This window comes from Rhizobium sp. PRIMUS64 (assembly GCF_023006465.1).
Classification (GTDB): Bacteria; Pseudomonadota; Alphaproteobacteria; order Rhizobiales; family Rhizobiaceae; genus Rhizobium; species Rhizobium leguminosarum.
This window is the reverse complement of sequence record NZ_JALBGX010000009.1, coordinates 47,012-62,191: the sequence shown is the minus strand read 5'-3', so window position 1 is coordinate 62,191 and position 15,180 is coordinate 47,012. Positions and strand designations below refer to the sequence as shown.

The following is a 15,180-nucleotide window of genomic DNA, read 5'->3' as shown; positions in this document are numbered from 1 at the left end:
ATGAGCGAACCCAAACTAAAGATCGAGGGTCTGAACAAATGGTATGGTGGCAGGAAGAGCCCCGTCCACGCCCTCAGCGGTATCGACCTGGAACTCGCCGACAACGAATTCGTCTCCTTGGTCGGTGCTTCCGGCTGCGGCAAGAGTACGCTGCTGTCGATCGTCGCCGGACTTCAGGGCTTCGACAATGGCCTTCTTCTGACGGATGGAGCGCCGATCGTCGGTCCCGGGCTCGATCGCGGCGTTGTCTTCCAATCCTACACGCTGTTGCCGTGGCTGACCGCGCAGCAGAATGTTGAATTCGCCCTGCAGGCGGCCGGGTTGCCGAACGCCGAGTGCCGGGATGTCGCCCGCCACCACATTGAACTGGTGAAGCTCACCAAGTTCGCCGATGCATTTCCGTCGCAACTGTCGGGTGGCATGAAGCAGCGCGTCGCCATTGCACGTGCCCTGTCCTATCGACCGAAAATGCTATTGATGGATGAGCCGTTCGGCGCGCTCGACGCTCTGACCCGACACCAGATGCAGGAACTGCTGACCCAAATCTGGGAAGAGCATCGGCTGACCGTCCTGTTCGTCACGCACGATGTCGAAGAAGCCGTCTATCTGTCCGACCGAATTGTGGCGATGAGCATCAATCCGGGACGCATCAACGCGACTTTCCACGTCGGGCTTTCCCGTCCACGAAACCAGGACATGATTGCAACGTCGGAATTCGTTGCTCTTCAAAAGCAGGTTCTTGCCGCAATACGCTCCGGGTCGCAAAGCGAGTTCGAGCATTGATTCAGCCGACGCGGGGCAGCTGGGGCAGCTCCGCATTCGACCTTAATTCAAAGGAAAAGCCGTGTTCGAAACCCTCACTGCCGCGCCGCCAGACAAGATCCTCAGCCTCTCGGTTCTGTACAGAAATGACGCACGGCCGACGAAAATGGATCTCGGCGTCGGCGTCTACAAGGATTCGCAGGGTGCGACCGTCATCATGCGGGCCGTGCGTGACGCTGAGAAGCGCCTCTATGAAAGCCAGACGAGCAAGACCTATGTCGGCATGGCAGGTGATGAAGGTTTCAACAAGGCCATGCTGAAGCTGGTCTTTGGCGAGAAGGCCGATCTTTCGCGCATGTTCGCCTGCCAGACAGCGGGCGGCTCGGGCGCACTCCGCACGATCGCCGACCTATTGGTAAAGGCCCGGCCGGACGCCACCGTCTGGCTCTCCGACCCGACCTGGGTGAATCATGTACCGATCCTGAAGGCTGCAGGCCTCAATATCGCGATCTATCCCTATTTCGATCCCGCCAGCGGCACGGTGAAGGCCGAGGCCATGCTCAAGGGATTGAAGCAGGCAAAGGCCGGCGACATCATTCTGGTGCATGGCTGCTGCCACAACCCGACCGGCGCCAATCTGACGATCGAGCAATGGGGTCTGGTCGCGGATCTTCTCGTCGAACGCGACCTTTTTCCCTTCATCGATCTTGCCTATCAAGGCTTCGGCGACGGTTTGGAGGCAGATGCCGCTGCCGTTCGCCTGCTCGCAAGCAAGGTGCCGGAAATGGCTGTCGCCACCTCCTGCTCGAAGAACTTTTCGGTCTACCGCGACCGCGTCGGCGCCGTCATCCTGATGGGCAGGGACGCAGAAAGTGTAAAGATCGCTGGCAGTCAGGCGCTCGCCACCACTCGCGTGCTGTATTCCATGCCGCCGGACCATGCCGCCGCCGCCGTCCGCCTTATCCTCGAGGACGATGCACTGCGCGCCGACTGGAAGTCCGAACTAGAAGCTATGCGGCTTCGTATGCTCAACCTGCGAAAGGGCTTTGCCGAAGCGCTCCGTCGCCAGTCCAACACCTCGCGCTTCGACTTTATTGCCGACCACCGGGGTATGTTCTCGCGGCTCGGCCTGACCGAAGCGCAGGTCGACCGCCTGCGAGATGAGTTCGGCATCTATATGGTTGGTGATTCCCGCTTCAATGTCGCGGGCCTCAGGGAAGACCGGCTCGACGACCTCGCCAAGGCTGTTGTTTCGGTGCTCTGAGCCCATGGACCCTGCCAGTTCAGTGGGCGAAGCTGTGGGCGTCTTCTGCTAACTTGAACGGGTCAATCTGCAAATTGAAGCGTCAACGCCCTTCGCTATCGCAGAACGCGTTCTGAAACGGTGCGACGCGGCCGTGATGCCTGGATGAACGGCAAGCCACGCTTCCGCCGTTGCCATCTCGCGGTCGGGCAACAACCCCACGATGCTCCGCCTCTCTAGATCACAGACTATGCTGCCGTAGCGGCAGTTGCGACGCCAGGCCCAGTCACAGATGCCAATGACATTCAGCGTTTCCGTTGGAGTGCGCGTGCGCCGACGGACGACGCGGAGCAACCCTTGAAGCGCAGTTTGGAGCACCCCTGCACCTTGCAACAACAAGGGTGTTTCACTGAGCGAAAAGGACGAACGTTACCCCAAAGGTATTTCGAAAATTAGAGAAGATCTGGGTGACCTGGCTGGAGGCTAGGGCGCGAGCGATTTCCAGCGTTCCGAGGCTTGCAATCCACCAATCTTCCGGACGCGCTGGCGTCTTGCCGGGTTCCGGATTTCGTCGGGGGGCACCTGGAAATAACGATCACTTTCTCAACCGAGATCGGCCAGCTCGTGCCCTTCGATATCTTCATCCCGGAAATCATCTAGGGATGATGGGATTCCCTCATTTCCCTCAACATTCTTTCAAGAATGCAAGTGAGCTCCTTGCCAGAATGATGGATTGCTGCGGAATTTCGCGTAGAGATTCGTGAAGCGGTCAATTTCGCTCCACCGGAAAAACGGAACTCAGGAGGAGATAGCGAATGCCATCCACGCGCTTTGCGCTCACTTGAAGGATTCGGCCAGCGCGGTGAAACAAAAGGCTCAACTGAAGCGCTGAGCCACACGAGTCCGGCTCTTATGGGCCGTTGGCGGCCGCGCCGGCGCTTTGAAGCTGTGTGTCAGAGCGGTGAGTAACGAGATCGATCGCGAGATAGAATAGGCTTCAGAGCAAATGCCTGGGGCTCCGGCGTGAGGAGGGTGCAGCCGGGCACCGCTTTGTGGAGGAAGTAAAATGAAAAAGTTTATCCTGGGGACTGCGATGGCGCTCGTCATGTCGACGGCGGCTCACGCGGAAACTGTCGGCGTCTCGATGGCGAAATTCGACGACAATTTCCTGACGGTTCTGCGCAACGGCATGACCGATTATGCAAAGACACTCAGCGGTGTGACGCTGCAGGTTGAAGACGCACAGAACGACGTTTCCAAGCAGCAGAGCCAGATCCAGAATTTCATCGCCTCCAAGGTCGATGCAATCATCGTCAACCCTGTCGATACCGATGCGACCACGGCAATGTCGAAGCTCGCGGCCGATGCCGGCATTCCGCTGGTTTACGTCAACCGTCAGCCGGTCAACGTCGACACGCTGCCGGACAAGCAGGCCTTCGTCGCTTCCAACGAGCAGGAATCCGGCACGCTGGAAACCAAGGAAATCTGCCGCATTCTCGGCGGCAAGGGCAAGGCCGTCGTGATCATGGGCGAGCTCTCCAACCAGGCTGCGCGCATGCGGACCCAGGACGTCCATGACGTCATCAAGACGGATGAATGCAAGGGTCTGGAGATCGTCGAAGAGCAGACGGCGAACTGGGACCGCACCCAGGGCGCCGACCTGATGACCAACTGGCTCTCCAGCGGCATCGAATTCGACGCTGTGATCTCCAACAACGACGAAATGGCGATCGGCGCCATCCAGGCGCTGAAGGCAGCCGGCAAGGATATGACCAAGGTTGTCGTCGGCGGTGTCGACGCCACGCAGGACGCGCTTGCCGCCATGCAGGCGGGTGATCTCGACGTCACGGTGTTCCAGGATGCCGCCGGCCAGGGCAAGGGCTCGCTCGATGCGGCGCTCAAGCTCGCCAAGGGCGAAAAGATCGACAAGAAGGTCTACATTCCCTTCCAGCTCGTGACGCCTGCCAACGTCAAGGACTTCGTCACCAAGAACTGAGGCGATGAGCAAAAGGTGCGGGCTTTGCCCGCACCTCACAGCGGCTTCGGCGCATCAGTATGCGGTGCAGGCGACAGCCGAGGTTCTCGGCGGCTACCGAGACGGCTAGACCCGATAAAACCGCGCGGCGTTGTCGTGGAACAACGCAATGCGTTCATCTGGAGAATATCTGGCGGTGATGGACTTGAAACTGTCCATGACCTTGTCATAGCTGCCGAACAGCTTGTCTACCGGGAAATTCGAAGCGAACATGCATCGCTCGACGCCGAATGCTGCAATCGCCTCCTCGACGTAAGGCGTGATGCTTTCGACGGTCCAGCTCCAATCGCCCATTCCCAAGCCTGAAATTTTGCAAGCCACATTGGGCGCCTGGGCGAGCGCCCGCATTCCATTTCGCCACCCCTCGAAATGGCTCGGGCCGTCAACCTGCATGCCCGTATGGTTCAGTATGATCTGTACGTCGGGAAAGTCGCGGGCCAGGTCCAGGAATTCTTCCATCTGCCAGTAGTAAAGCTGTAGGTCGAAGCTGAGGCCCCTGCGGGCGAGCTCCTTGAAGCCCCTGCGCCATTCCGATGTCCGGCTAACTCCAGGCTCGGTCAGATATGTCTTTGCCGGATCGTCGTGGTAGTTCATCGATTGCCGTATGCCGCGGAAGTTCGCGCAGGACATATGCTCGTCGAGGAGGTCGCCGACGTCGGGCTTTCGGAAGTCGGCATATCCGACGATACCGTGAGGGAACCCGTGCTTGTCTGCCACGCCTTGCAGCCAGCGAGTCTCGCCGGCCGGATCCTTCGGGTCGTATCCAACGTCGAGATGGACTGCCTTTACGAGGTTCTGACTTTTCGCATCAGCCAGAAAGTCGGTGATAAGATAAGTCTTGTTGATCGCGGTGTAGTCGCCGAAGGCAGACGGTTTCACGCCGTCCGACAGCCACGGATAGTAGTTGTTGTCGAGATCCCACAGATGAAAATGCGGATCGATGATCGGGAGGTCTGTCATACCTTCTGCCCTTCAAGAGATCGCCGAAAGGACGCCGGCCAGAACAGCCGGCGTCCGTGCTACTTAGTTGGCCGGCGGGAACACCCGAGCGATGACGGCCTTTGCTTCGGGCGTGTCGACCTTATCTGCCGTGACGAGGGGCATGACGAGAGCGAGGTCTTTCTTGACCGGTGCACCGGAGATCGCGTTGAAGACCTGCTGCGTCCCATCGATTCCCTGTCCAACGGCTTCCTGGAAGAAGATGCCCTGGATCGCGTTCGACTTCAGCAGCGAGATCGTGGTCGGGCTGCCGTCCGCAACCGCGATGCCGACCTTCCCTGTCAGCCCGCGGGTCTGAAGCACTTTCGCAGCGCCCGTCCCGGCCTCATCATACATCCCGTAAATGGCCTTGATGTCAGGATGGGCGGTGAGCATATCGTTGGCCTGTGTTACCGCTTCATTGACCGTAAGCCCCCTGGTCTCGAGCATCTGCGCCAGATCGCAGCCGTTCGCCTTGAACGCCTCCTCTGCACCCTTCAGATATTTCTGGGCGTTCTCGCGGTCCTGCGGCAATGAGAGCATGCCCACCTGATTGCCGCCACGATCCTTGGCAAGCTTGCAGACGAACTCACCCTGCGCCTTGCCGGTCTCGTAGTTATTTGCGGTTACGGACGACGTGTAGTTGGTCTGGCCGGGCTGCGGGCCGATGCCCGCGAACGCGATCGGGATGTTCTGCGATTTCAGGTATGCGAGAAGCGGCGGCGTGCTCGTCGAGCTGACGGGGCCGATTACGATGGCGTTGACGCCCTTGGTCACTGCGGTACGCGCGTTATCCATCTGCTTTGCCGGCGAGTTTTCCGAAGTGTACTCGACGTAGTCCATGCCGAGTTCCTTGGCCTTTTCCTTGACGCCGTAGCCGACCCACTGCCAGTAGGAGATGTCGAGCGACGGCGCCAGGTATGCCACCGTCTTTTTCTCCTCAGCCTGCGCCGCAGCCGCAAGCGAAATGGCAGCCATTGCGACGCCGGCAAACAGGCCAACTGCACGTTTTAGTTTTGTCATTTTCATTCCTCCTCCAAAGACCGGCTCGTGCCGGATTGATGTCAAACGGCCCCCCGCCGCGACTTGCTGAAGCGGTCGATGAGGACCGCAATGAGAATGGCGACGCCGGTGACCGACCCCTGCCAGAAGCTGTTGATGCCTATGAGATTGACGCCGTTCTGGATGACCGTGATCATCAGGGCTCCCAGCACCGCGCCGATCGCGGTTCCTGTGCCGCCAAGCAGGCTTGCGCCGCCAATCACGACCGCCGCGATGGCCTGGAGCATCAGGCTGGACCCAGCCGTGGATTCCGCATTCAGAATATAGGAGATCGTCAGGAGGCCAGAGAACGATGCGAGCAGCGAAGACGCGACATAGGCCATGAACTTCGTGCGCTTGACGGGAATGCCGAGCAGATAGGCTGCCGTCGAACTGCTGCCGACAGCATAGAACCAGCGGCCCGCCACCATCTTCTTTAAGAAAACCTCGATCGCGATCAGGAGGACCACGCAGAAGAGGATATAGTTCGGGACACCCGGTATCAGACTGCCGCTGTTGAGGAGCCAGAAATCCGGATCTCCGATTGGCATCGAGCGCCCGTTCGTGACGATGAAGGCGAGCGACCCGGCAACGGCAAAGGTGATGAGTGTCACGACGAACGGCGCCAAGCCGGCGATCGTGACAAGGAAGCCGTTGATCGATCCGAACAGAAGTCCGACGCCTAGACCGATCAAGCTTGCCGAGATCCCGCCAAATCCATTTGCCATCGCCTGCGCGCTCACCATGCCGGTCAAGGAGAAGACCGATCCGACGGAGAGGTCGATACCGCCGGTGATGACGACAAGAAGGACGCCCAGCGACATGATGATAAGAGGCGCGCCTGCCTGCGTGATGTTGGCAAAGTTACCCCAGGTGAGTGCCTGAGGAACCTGCGAGCCGACCGCAAGAGCCAGCAGTACGATGGCTAAAGCGATCGCGATCTCGGTTCTGTAGGCGCTAAAGAGGCTCTCCCTCTGTCTAATTTCGGTTGTCGGCGCCTCTGTCGGCGCGATTTGCACCTGGGTCCCGGTCATGCGGCCATTCCAGTCAAGCTGACAAGTTTCTCTTCACTGAAGTCGTCCCGCTCCAGCATGCCGGCGCACCGTCCCTCGGTGTCGAAGGCGATGACGCGGTCGCAGACTTCCAGCAGTTCGACATTTTCAGTGGACCACCAGATGATTACTGTGCCCGAAGCGGCCATCTGTCTGATGAGCTGATAGATCTCACGCTTGGTTCCGATATCGACGCCTCTTGTCGGTTCCTCCAGAACCAGCAGCCGGGAGGGCACACCCAGCCAGCGGGCAAGCAGGAGCTTTTGCTGCGTGCCACCGCTCAGCGTGTTCGGCAGATCCCAGACGGAAGCCGCCTTGACCTTCAAAGCCTTCAGCAGATCGATGCATTCGGCCCCTTCTGAGCGGCCAGTGAGAAGCGAGCCTCTCGTCACGCGGCGGGATGCCAGGACGTTGTCGATGATCGGAAGGCTGTGAAGAACTCCCTTGTGTGCCCGATCGCCGGTCACGAATCCGGCCCCCAGACGGGCGGCCATGCGGGGCGATCGAAGATGGTCCGGCCATCCGGCCCGCGCTACCGTCCAACGCTTCTTTCGGGCGGCGCCTGTCAGCCCTTCGATGAGTGCCGCTGGTCCAGCCGGTGCGCCCGCAACACCGAGAACGGTGCCCGGCAGCAGATCCAGCCTGAAACCGGCCTCCTCGATGGTGATTATGTCCGTCGCAGAGCCGACGTCCCTCCTGTATTCAGGCAGCGGTGCTGCCCCCTCCGGCGCGTGGGAAGTCGCCACCTGTCCCATCTTTTCGATGATGCCGGCGTCCGTCAGTTCTTCCATTGCCTGGCGATCGAACACTGTCCGGCCGTCGCGGATGATCGTACAGACGTTCGCGATCTGTCTGATCTCCTTCATCCGGTGGGAGACGAAGACAACTGACAGACCGGTATCCCGGGTCAGCCGCCTCAGAACCGCAAACAGCCTCTCGGTCTCCAGCGCGGTGAGATTGGCAGTCGGCTCGTCGAGAAGGATCAATTCCGCGCCCGACGAGAGAGCCCTGGCGATTTCGACCATCTGTCCTTCGTGAAGGGTCAGGCTCCCCACCAGCCTGTGCAAGGACCTGGCAGCAAAGTCCTGGTCGATCATCCGCAGCGCGTCGTATGCCTGTCCCGCCGCGACCGCGCGCCGGAACACGGCGGCACCCTTCCTGTGATGCGGCAGGGCAATGTTTTCGGCGACGGTCAAATGCGGCAGGAGTGCGAGTTCCTGGTGCACGACGGCGACCTTCGCTCTGCCCTCGGCCTCGCTCCGTTCCCTGCCCTCACTATCGAAGAAGCGAATATCTCCTTCGTTCTTTGAAGTCGCGCCCGTGATGATCCTGATCATCGTCGACTTTCCGGCGCCGTTCCCGCCGAGCAGCGCATGAACCTCCCCCCGCGCAACGGAGAAGTCGACGCCCTTGAGGACCGATGTCGCACCATAAGACTTGGTAAGGCCTCGGACGGTGATGACGTTTTTTGACGTTTCGCTCATCGGACGCTCCTCAGTAGATCGTCAGCGCGGGCACGAAGCTGACCGCGAGGAGGAGGAGCATGGCCATTCCGAAATAAGGCCAGAGCTCGCTGGTCGTCGTCCCAAGCGGGGCCTTTGCGATGGACGACGAGATGAACAGGGTCGTACCGATCGGCGGCGTGTAGAGCCCGATGCCGAGGTTGATAACCATCATCAAGCCAAGCTGTACCCGGTCGAGACCGATGGAATCGGCCAGAGGAACGAAGATCGGCCCGAGCAGGAGGATCGCCGGCGGCATGTCGAGCGGCATGCCGACCACCAGCATGATCAGGTTCATCATAAGAATGATAACGATCGGGCTTGAGATGTGCGTCGAGACCCATTCGGCCATGTGCTGCGGGGCCTGATCGAATGTCAGCACCCAGCCGACTGCCGCGCTGCCCATAATCACGAGCATCACCACGCCTGTCGCGACGCCCGCCTCCACCATGTTCTCGCAGAAGCGCTTCCAGGTGAGATCGCGGTAGAACAGGATGCTAAGGAGCAGCGAATAGACGACGGACAGGACCGAAACTTCGGTCGGCGTCGCGAAACCGAACCGCAGGAGGACGATGATGAGGACCGGAAGCAGGATCGCGGGGAGGCTCTGGAGTGCCAGTCTGGCAAGCTCCCGCTTGTGTACCTTCACAGCCTGCGCCTGGTAACCGCGTCTGACCGAGATGAACCAGCATACGAACACGAAGCTCGCAGCCATGATCAGACCTGGAACGATGCCCGATATGAACAGATCGCCGACGCTGACGCCGCTGATCAGGGCATAGAGGATCATTGGGATCGAGGGCGGAATGAGGACGTCGATGACGGCCGAAGTTGCGTTGTTGGCGGCGCAGAGCGCTGGGGGAAAGCCGTGCTTTTTCTGCCATGGGATGAGCACCGACCCGAGCGCACTCGCATTCGCCACAGCCGAGCCGGACACGCCGCCGAAGACGACCGAGGATACGACAGTGGTCGAGAGCGGTCCGCCCCTCCACCGCTGCATCGCGCGAGAGGCGAGCTCCAGGAGCTGACGCCCAAGCTCGCCGCCAAGCATCAGCGTTCCTGCCAGCATGAAGAATGGAAGCGCCAGCATCGGGAACGACTGGGTCTGGTCGTAGACCTGCTGGGCCACCACTGACAACGGGACATAGCCATTGAAGAGCACGCCTAGACCTGCCGCGATGATGAGCCCGTAGCCCACGGGAACGGCAAGTACCATAAGTATGCAAAAAGAGATGATCATCACGATAGTCATAGCGCGACCTCCTCGGGCTTGAGTTCGAGGCGGTGATCCCAGCCTAGGCGGAGAACGCGAGCGGTCGCGGCGACGGTGACGATGGACACGAGCACTGCGCCAATCGACAGCGCGTAGTATCCGATGCTGTTGGGAAGCTGCAGAACGGGGCTGTGTTCGGCCCCGGCGATCTCAGCCACCACGGTCGCCTGATATGCCAGCACCAGAAATGCGGCGACGCTGATCGCGTTTGCTACGATCAGGGCCATCGTCCGGGACTGGCCGGCCAGCTTGTCGTACAGCCATTCGACGGCCATGTGTCCACCGGCATGGGCTGCCAAGACGATCCCCGCAATGATGAACCAGGGGAATATCAGCATGGGCAGCTCCTGGGCGAACGACAGGCCTCCACTGGCCGATAGGTATCGAACTGCGACGTTCGCGGTAGTGACCAATGTCAGCGCGATGCCGCTGACGATGATGACCAGACGCGCGAATGCGACAATGATGCCGGCGACCGGATCGACGGCTGAATAAAACCTGCTCATGAGGCCTCCGAATGTGGGAGGGGCGTCAGCCCCTCGCTGCGGCTTCCACCTGGGCGACGAAATCGCCGAAGGGCTTCTTCTTCCAGGTGTCCGCGACAGACGCGGTGGCCTTCACAAAGGCTTCGCGGTCCACTTCCACGACTTCGACTGCGGAGTTCTTCTTGAAGTTCTCCAGGACTTCAGCAGCCTTCTCGTTCGAGAGCTTCCGCTGGAGTGCTCCGGCCTCCTTGGCCGCAGCCCTGACGGCCTCGAGATCCGGTCCCAGCCGGGCCTGCGCTATCTTCGACATCAGGAACGGAGTGGATTCCCACTTGTGGGCGGTCAGGCTGATGTACCTGTTGACCTCGTGCAGCTTCGAGCTCTCGATATTCGCCAGAGGGTTCTCCTGTCCGTCCACGACCCCTTGCTGCAGGGCGATGTAGAGTTCGCCGAAGGCGATCTGCTCGGTGCCCGCTCCCAGTGCCTGGAAGATGTCGATCGTCATGGGATCGGCCGGGGTGCGGATCTTCATGCCGCTCAAATCCGCCGGCGACGCGACCTTGCGCTTCGAATTCGTGAGATGACGGATGCCGTTGTCCCACCAATCGAGGGGGACGACGCCGACCGCTTCAAACCGTTTGTTCAGTTCGGCTCCCACCGGACCGTTGAGCACCGCCATCGCCTTGTCGGTGTTTTCGAATATGAAAGGCAGACCGAGCGCGTTCAGCTCGGGGACGATTGCGGAAGTGGCGCCCTGGCTGTTTGCAGTGAAGTCCAGAGCTCCGGTCCGCAGGCTGGTCAGCATCGCAGAGTCGCTTCCGAGAGTCTCGGCACCTGCGACGTTGACCTGGATACGACCTTCGGTCTTCTCCTTGACGAGTTCCGCGAACTTGTTGGCTGCCACTGTCCTGGGGTTGCCAGGAGCCGCACCATGGCCGAGGGTCAAAGTCGTCGTGGCGGCGCTGGCGAACCGGCTCGAAAGCACGATCGCTGGAGCCGCGAGCGCGGCGGTGGCGCTCGACAGGAAAGATCTTCTATTCATCTGCAAGCTCATATCATCCTCCATCACAAGCTTGTTGGATCGGCCGGCGTCTCCTCCACCGGCCGCCGTCGTCAGGTCGAGAGCCAGGCCTTGACAGCCTCTGTCACCTTGAGGGTCGAGAGCCCATATCGGTCGTGGAGCGTCGGCAAGGCGCCCGCCTCCAGGAATTCGTCGGGCAGGCCGATCTGTCGGAAGGCCGCAGGCGCAACGCCAGCACGCATCAGAGTTCCGGCGACCGCCTCTCCGAGACCACCAATGACCGTGTGGTTCTCCGCCACGACCACGAGCCGTCCGCCCTTGCGGCACTCGGCGACGATGGTCGCTTCGTCGAGCGGCTTTATGGTCGGAACGTGCAGTACCGCAACGTCAACGCCATCCTTCTGAAGCTGCTTGGCAGCCTCGAGCGCGCGCATGGTCATCAGGCCCGACGAGATGATCAGAGTGTCCCTGCCGTCCCGAAGAAGCTTCGCCTTGCCAAGTTCGAACTTGTAGTCGTATTCCTCCAGAACCAAAGGGACGTTGCCGCGCAGAAGACGCATGTAGACCGGCCCCTTGTGGGCGGCGATCGCCGGCACCGCCTGCTCGATTTCGCTGGCGTCGCACGGATCGATGATCGTCAGGTTCGGCATTCCACGGAACATCGCGAGATCTTCTGTCGCCTGGTGGCTCGGCCCATATCCGGTCGTCAGGCCCGGAAGGGCGCAGACGATCTTCACGTCCAGCATCTCCTCGGCGATCGCCAGGAATATGAAGTCGTAGGCGCGCCGGGAGGCAAAGACGGCATATGTCGTCACCCATGGCTGAAAGCCTTCGCGCGCCATGCCCGCCGCCGACATCATCAAGAGCTGTTCTGCCATGCCCATCTGATAGAAGCGGTCCGGATGGGCGGCACGGAAGACATGTAGGTCGGTATATTTTGCAAGGTCGGCGGACATGCCGACGATCCGGTCGTCCTTCTGGGCCAACGCTGCCAATGCGTTGCCGAAAGGCGCAGGCTTGGTCGGTTGATCCGGGCCGGCTATGGAGGCGATCATCGCCGACGTCGTCAAGCGGGGCTTGTCGCCACCTTTGTCCAGATGCGCCGGCCGGATATACTTCGAATGTCTCATGCTTGCCCTCCCGCATCGATGATCCTGAGGGCATCCACCCACTCATGCGGTTCCACGCGCAGGAAGTGGTTTCGATCGCGCGCCTCGAGGAAGGGAACGCCCTTCGCCATTTTCGTGTCGCATATGATGATGCGAGGCTTTGCCTCCGTGTGGTGGCGAGCAGCGTCGAACGCCGTCACGAGAGCATCGATGTCGTTGCCATCGACGCGTTGGACGAACCAGCCGAAGGCCTCGAACTTGGGTGCCAACGGTTCGAAGTTGAGCACGCCGATCGACGGGCCGTCAGCTTGCATCTGATTGACGTCGACAATGCCAATCAGGTTGTCGAGCTTGTAGGAACCCGCCGACATGGCCGCTTCCCAGGTCGATCCCTCGTCGAGTTCGCCATCCGAAAACAGATTGTAGACGAATGACGACGATTTCTTCCGTTTCAGCGCCAAGGCCATGCCGACTGCGATGCCGAGTCCGTGTCCCAGCGACCCGCCAGTGATTTCCATGCCAGGCGTGTAGGCGGCCATGCCGGACATCGGCAGCCTGCTGTCGTCTGTGCCATAGGTTTCCAGCTCATCCTCGGGAATGATCTTGGCCTCGATCAGAGCTGCATAAAGAGCAATCGCGTAATGGCCGATCGACAATAGAAACCTGTCGCGGCCCTCCCATTCCGGATCTTCGGGCCGGTAGCTCGTGGCGTGGAAGTACGATACGGCAAGCACGTCGGCGACGCCAAGCGCCTGCGCGATGTAGCCCTGCCCCTGCACTTCGCCCATGCGCAGCGCGTGACGCCGGATGCGTCGGGCGCGCTCGGTCAGGCTGATATTGTGGCCAATCTGGGTCATGTCGGTGTATCTCCTGATTGGACCTCAGTGGATCAGCATGCCGCCGTTGACGTCGATGACTGCGCCAGTGACGTAGGCCGACAGATCCGAGGCGAGGAAAAGGTAGATATTCGCGACATCGGCGGCCTCTCCGAGCCGGCTCAAGGGAATGCCCCTGATGATGTCGGCGCGCATCTGATCGGTGAGTTTGCCACCGGTGATATCCGTCTGGATGAGGCCAGGTGTGACGGAGTTGACCCGGATGCCGGATGGACCGAACTCTCGCGCCATCGCCTTGGCGAGGCCAAGCACGCCTGCCTTGGCTGCGGAGTAATGTGGCCCGCCGAAGATGCCGCCGCCACGCTGCGCCGAGACAGAGGACATGCAGGCAATCGATCCGCCGCCGTTGTCGCGCATGTATGGGATGAAGGCCTGGCTGAGGAAGAGCACGCCGGTCATGTTGACGGCGACGATCCGCTGCCAGTCGGCTTCCGTGATATCGAGCGTGGTGACGGGCTGGGTTATGCCGGCATTGTTGATCAGCGCGTCTACTGAACCGAACGAGGCGATGACCTTGGATGCCGCATCCACGCAGGAAGCCTTCTCTGCGACATCGCAGCGCAGCCCGACGTGGTTGCCGGTGTTGACGCTCGGCAACGCTTCGGCGGCCTCCGCTGCGGCGTCGGCATCGATATCGAGGATGGCGACGCGGGCGCCATGCTCGGCGAATAGCTGTGCGGTTGCACGGCCGATGCCACGCTTGCTCGCGGCGCCCGAAATGACCGCGGTCTTCCCATTCAGTAGCATGTAATCTCCTCCCGATGCATCCCGAGCATCTGGCAAATCATTGACAAGTCAGTGGGCTTGCGGGGTCGAGACTGTCTGAGTTGATGACGTTCGACAAACGCGAAGTTTACAACGGTAGGTGAATCTGGTTCACTAATGTCATGTTACAGATGGCTTCCCTATCTGCAGTTCGCATCTTCGAAGCCGCGGCGCGGCTTGCTTCCTTCCGTGCTGCCGCAGAGGAGCTGCACCTGTCGCCGAGTGCCGTCAGCCACGCGATATCAAAGCTGGAGCGCGACCTGGGCACGTCTCTCTTCGAGCGCAGCACACGCAAGGTTACGCTGACGCTCGCAGGGCAGACACTTCTGTCGCACGCGTCCAACGCCTTCGAAGAACTTCGCCGTGGTGTTGAGATGATTTCATCGAACAAGGCGCATCTTTTGCGGGTTCATTGCGCGCCGAGCTATGCCGCGCAGGTGCTGTCGGCACGGCTTCCGGACTTTCTCAGCAAGAACGAAGGGGTAGAAGTCAGGGTGGCGGCAAGCACGAACTACGCACGGTTCGTCGACGGCCTTTTCGACGTCGATATCGTTTACGGCGAGCCTTCTAACCGAGAGGATCTTATCGTCGTGCCGTTGGGAGAGGAAATAGTGTCGCCCCTGTGCTGTCCGAAGATGGCAGAGCGGCTGAAAACGCCTCGTGATCTTGCGCGCTTACCGCTGATCAGAAGCGATTTAAAGCGCATTCAATGGATCGACTGGTTCGAACTTAACAATCTCGGGCCCCCTCCTCTTCCCGCGATGAGCTTTGACAGAAGTTTTCTCGCCGTGGACGCGGCGGCCAACGGCCTGGGGGTCGCTTTAGAATCCAACACTCTCGCAAATCGGGAATTGGAAAGTGGTCGGCTTGTGCGCCCTTTCAGCACCAGCAGGGACAATCGTTACATTGGCCACTATTTGGCTTACCCGAAAGCCGGTAGCCAGCGTCGGCTGTCGAAGGTGTTCGCCGACTGGCTCACGTCGCAATCATCAATGAGTTGACGCGCAGTGGGCACAGA

General features: G+C 60.4%; 14 protein-coding genes and 1 pseudogene. 4 read left to right on the top strand and 11 right to left on the bottom strand.

All coding sequences use genetic code 11. The features are described from left to right. Both MOV76_RS06060 and MOV76_RS06055 read left to right on the top strand, forming a co-directional pair. Nucleotides 1-783: an ABC transporter ATP-binding protein gene (locus MOV76_RS06060; RefSeq protein WP_018444464.1), complete on the top strand. Its 783-nt coding sequence runs from the start codon at nucleotides 1-3 to the stop codon at nucleotides 781-783. 61 nt (nucleotides 784-844) lie between these two features. Next, entirely contained in the window at nucleotides 845-2,026 is a 1,182-nt protein-coding gene (locus MOV76_RS06055) for an amino acid aminotransferase (RefSeq protein WP_247264060.1), read from the top strand. A gap of 135 nt (nucleotides 2,027-2,161) precedes the next feature. Here the strand turns inward: MOV76_RS06055 and MOV76_RS06050 are convergent. Then, nucleotides 2,162-2,359, bottom strand: a pseudogene (locus tag MOV76_RS06050) (ISL3 family transposase); the annotation flags it as partial. A gap of 712 nt (nucleotides 2,360-3,071) precedes the next feature. Between MOV76_RS06050 and MOV76_RS06045 the strand changes: the two are divergent. After that, nucleotides 3,072-4,001: a sugar ABC transporter substrate-binding protein gene (locus MOV76_RS06045; RefSeq protein ID WP_018244093.1), complete on the top strand. Its 930-nt coding sequence runs from the start codon at nucleotides 3,072-3,074 to the stop codon at nucleotides 3,999-4,001. A gap of 105 nt (nucleotides 4,002-4,106) precedes the next feature. Here MOV76_RS06045 and MOV76_RS06040 read toward each other — a convergent pair whose 3' ends face one another. From MOV76_RS06040 to MOV76_RS05995, 10 genes are all read right to left on the bottom strand, one after another. Further along, nucleotides 4,107-5,000 (bottom strand): amidohydrolase, encoded by an 894-nt coding sequence (locus MOV76_RS06040; RefSeq protein ID WP_247264059.1) that lies wholly within the window; start codon nucleotides 4,998-5,000, stop codon nucleotides 4,107-4,109. 63 nt (nucleotides 5,001-5,063) lie between these two features. Beyond that, the gene (locus MOV76_RS06035; RefSeq protein ID WP_247264058.1) at nucleotides 5,064-6,041 is read right to left on the bottom strand and encodes a substrate-binding domain-containing protein; all 978 of its coding nucleotides are present in this window, start codon (nucleotides 6,039-6,041) and stop codon (nucleotides 5,064-5,066) included. A gap of 41 nt (nucleotides 6,042-6,082) precedes the next feature. Continuing rightward, the gene (locus MOV76_RS06030) at nucleotides 6,083-7,093 is read right to left on the bottom strand and encodes an ABC transporter permease (protein WP_247264057.1); all 1,011 of its coding nucleotides are present in this window, start codon (nucleotides 7,091-7,093) and stop codon (nucleotides 6,083-6,085) included. Beyond that, nucleotides 7,090-8,595, bottom strand: a complete 1,506-nt coding sequence (locus tag MOV76_RS06025; protein ID WP_247264056.1) for an ATP-binding cassette domain-containing protein — start codon at nucleotides 8,593-8,595, stop codon at nucleotides 7,090-7,092. The genes MOV76_RS06030 and MOV76_RS06025 overlap by 4 nt, the downstream gene beginning before the upstream one ends. Before the next feature lie 10 nt (nucleotides 8,596-8,605). Further along, the gene (locus tag MOV76_RS06020; RefSeq protein ID WP_247264055.1) at nucleotides 8,606-9,865 is read right to left on the bottom strand and encodes a TRAP transporter large permease subunit; all 1,260 of its coding nucleotides are present in this window, start codon (nucleotides 9,863-9,865) and stop codon (nucleotides 8,606-8,608) included. Next, nucleotides 9,862-10,392, bottom strand: coding sequence for a TRAP transporter small permease (locus MOV76_RS06015; RefSeq protein ID WP_247264054.1), 531 nt, complete (start codon nucleotides 10,390-10,392; stop codon nucleotides 9,862-9,864). The genes MOV76_RS06020 and MOV76_RS06015 overlap by 4 nt, the downstream gene beginning before the upstream one ends. Before the next feature lie 25 nt (nucleotides 10,393-10,417). After that, complete coding sequence (locus tag MOV76_RS06010; protein WP_247264053.1) at nucleotides 10,418-11,425, bottom strand: TRAP transporter substrate-binding protein; 1,008 nt, start codon at nucleotides 11,423-11,425, stop codon at nucleotides 10,418-10,420. A 59-nt stretch (nucleotides 11,426-11,484) separates the two neighbouring features. Then, nucleotides 11,485-12,522, bottom strand: coding sequence for a transketolase family protein (locus MOV76_RS06005; RefSeq protein ID WP_247264052.1), 1,038 nt, complete (start codon nucleotides 12,520-12,522; stop codon nucleotides 11,485-11,487). Beyond that, entirely contained in the window at nucleotides 12,519-13,358 is an 840-nt protein-coding gene (locus tag MOV76_RS06000) for a transketolase (protein WP_247264051.1), read from the bottom strand. The genes MOV76_RS06005 and MOV76_RS06000 overlap by 4 nt, the downstream gene beginning before the upstream one ends. Before the next feature lie 24 nt (nucleotides 13,359-13,382). Continuing rightward, complete coding sequence (locus tag MOV76_RS05995) at nucleotides 13,383-14,144, bottom strand: SDR family NAD(P)-dependent oxidoreductase (RefSeq protein WP_247264050.1); 762 nt, start codon at nucleotides 14,142-14,144, stop codon at nucleotides 13,383-13,385. Between the two features lie 140 nt (nucleotides 14,145-14,284). On the opposite strand from MOV76_RS05995, the gene MOV76_RS05990 reads away from it, so the two are divergent. Continuing rightward, nucleotides 14,285-15,163: a LysR substrate-binding domain-containing protein gene (locus MOV76_RS05990; protein WP_247264049.1), complete on the top strand. Its 879-nt coding sequence runs from the start codon at nucleotides 14,285-14,287 to the stop codon at nucleotides 15,161-15,163. Nucleotides 15,164-15,180: the final 17 nt, after the last annotated feature.

Excerpts from the sequence above, each read along its gene's own strand:
- MOV76_RS06000 (WP_247264051.1), bottom strand. The coding sequence starts at position 13,358 with ATGACCCAGATTGGCCACAATATCAGCCTGACCGAGCGCGCCCGACGC.
- MOV76_RS06015 (WP_247264054.1), bottom strand. The coding sequence starts at position 10,392 with ATGAGCAGGTTTTATTCAGCCGTCGATCCGGTCGCCGGCATCATTGTC.
- MOV76_RS06005 (WP_247264052.1), bottom strand. The coding sequence starts at position 12,522 with ATGAGACATTCGAAGTATATCCGGCCGGCGCATCTGGACAAAGGTGGC.
- MOV76_RS06060 (WP_018444464.1), top strand. The coding sequence starts at position 1 with ATGAGCGAACCCAAACTAAAGATCGAGGGTCTGAACAAATGGTATGGT.
- MOV76_RS06035 (WP_247264058.1), bottom strand. The coding sequence starts at position 6,041 with ATGACAAAACTAAAACGTGCAGTTGGCCTGTTTGCCGGCGTCGCAATG.
- MOV76_RS06040 (WP_247264059.1), bottom strand. The coding sequence starts at position 5,000 with ATGACAGACCTCCCGATCATCGATCCGCATTTTCATCTGTGGGATCTC.
- MOV76_RS05995 (WP_247264050.1), bottom strand. The coding sequence starts at position 14,144 with ATGCTACTGAATGGGAAGACCGCGGTCATTTCGGGCGCCGCGAGCAAG.
- MOV76_RS06025 (WP_247264056.1), bottom strand. The coding sequence starts at position 8,595 with ATGAGCGAAACGTCAAAAAACGTCATCACCGTCCGAGGCCTTACCAAG.
- MOV76_RS05990 (WP_247264049.1), top strand. The coding sequence starts at position 14,285 with ATGTTACAGATGGCTTCCCTATCTGCAGTTCGCATCTTCGAAGCCGCG.
- MOV76_RS06045 (WP_018244093.1), top strand. The coding sequence starts at position 3,072 with ATGAAAAAGTTTATCCTGGGGACTGCGATGGCGCTCGTCATGTCGACG.
- MOV76_RS06020 (WP_247264055.1), bottom strand. The coding sequence starts at position 9,865 with ATGACTATCGTGATGATCATCTCTTTTTGCATACTTATGGTACTTGCC.
- MOV76_RS06030 (WP_247264057.1), bottom strand. The coding sequence starts at position 7,093 with ATGACCGGGACCCAGGTGCAAATCGCGCCGACAGAGGCGCCGACAACC.
- MOV76_RS06010 (WP_247264053.1), bottom strand. The coding sequence starts at position 11,425 with ATGAGCTTGCAGATGAATAGAAGATCTTTCCTGTCGAGCGCCACCGCC.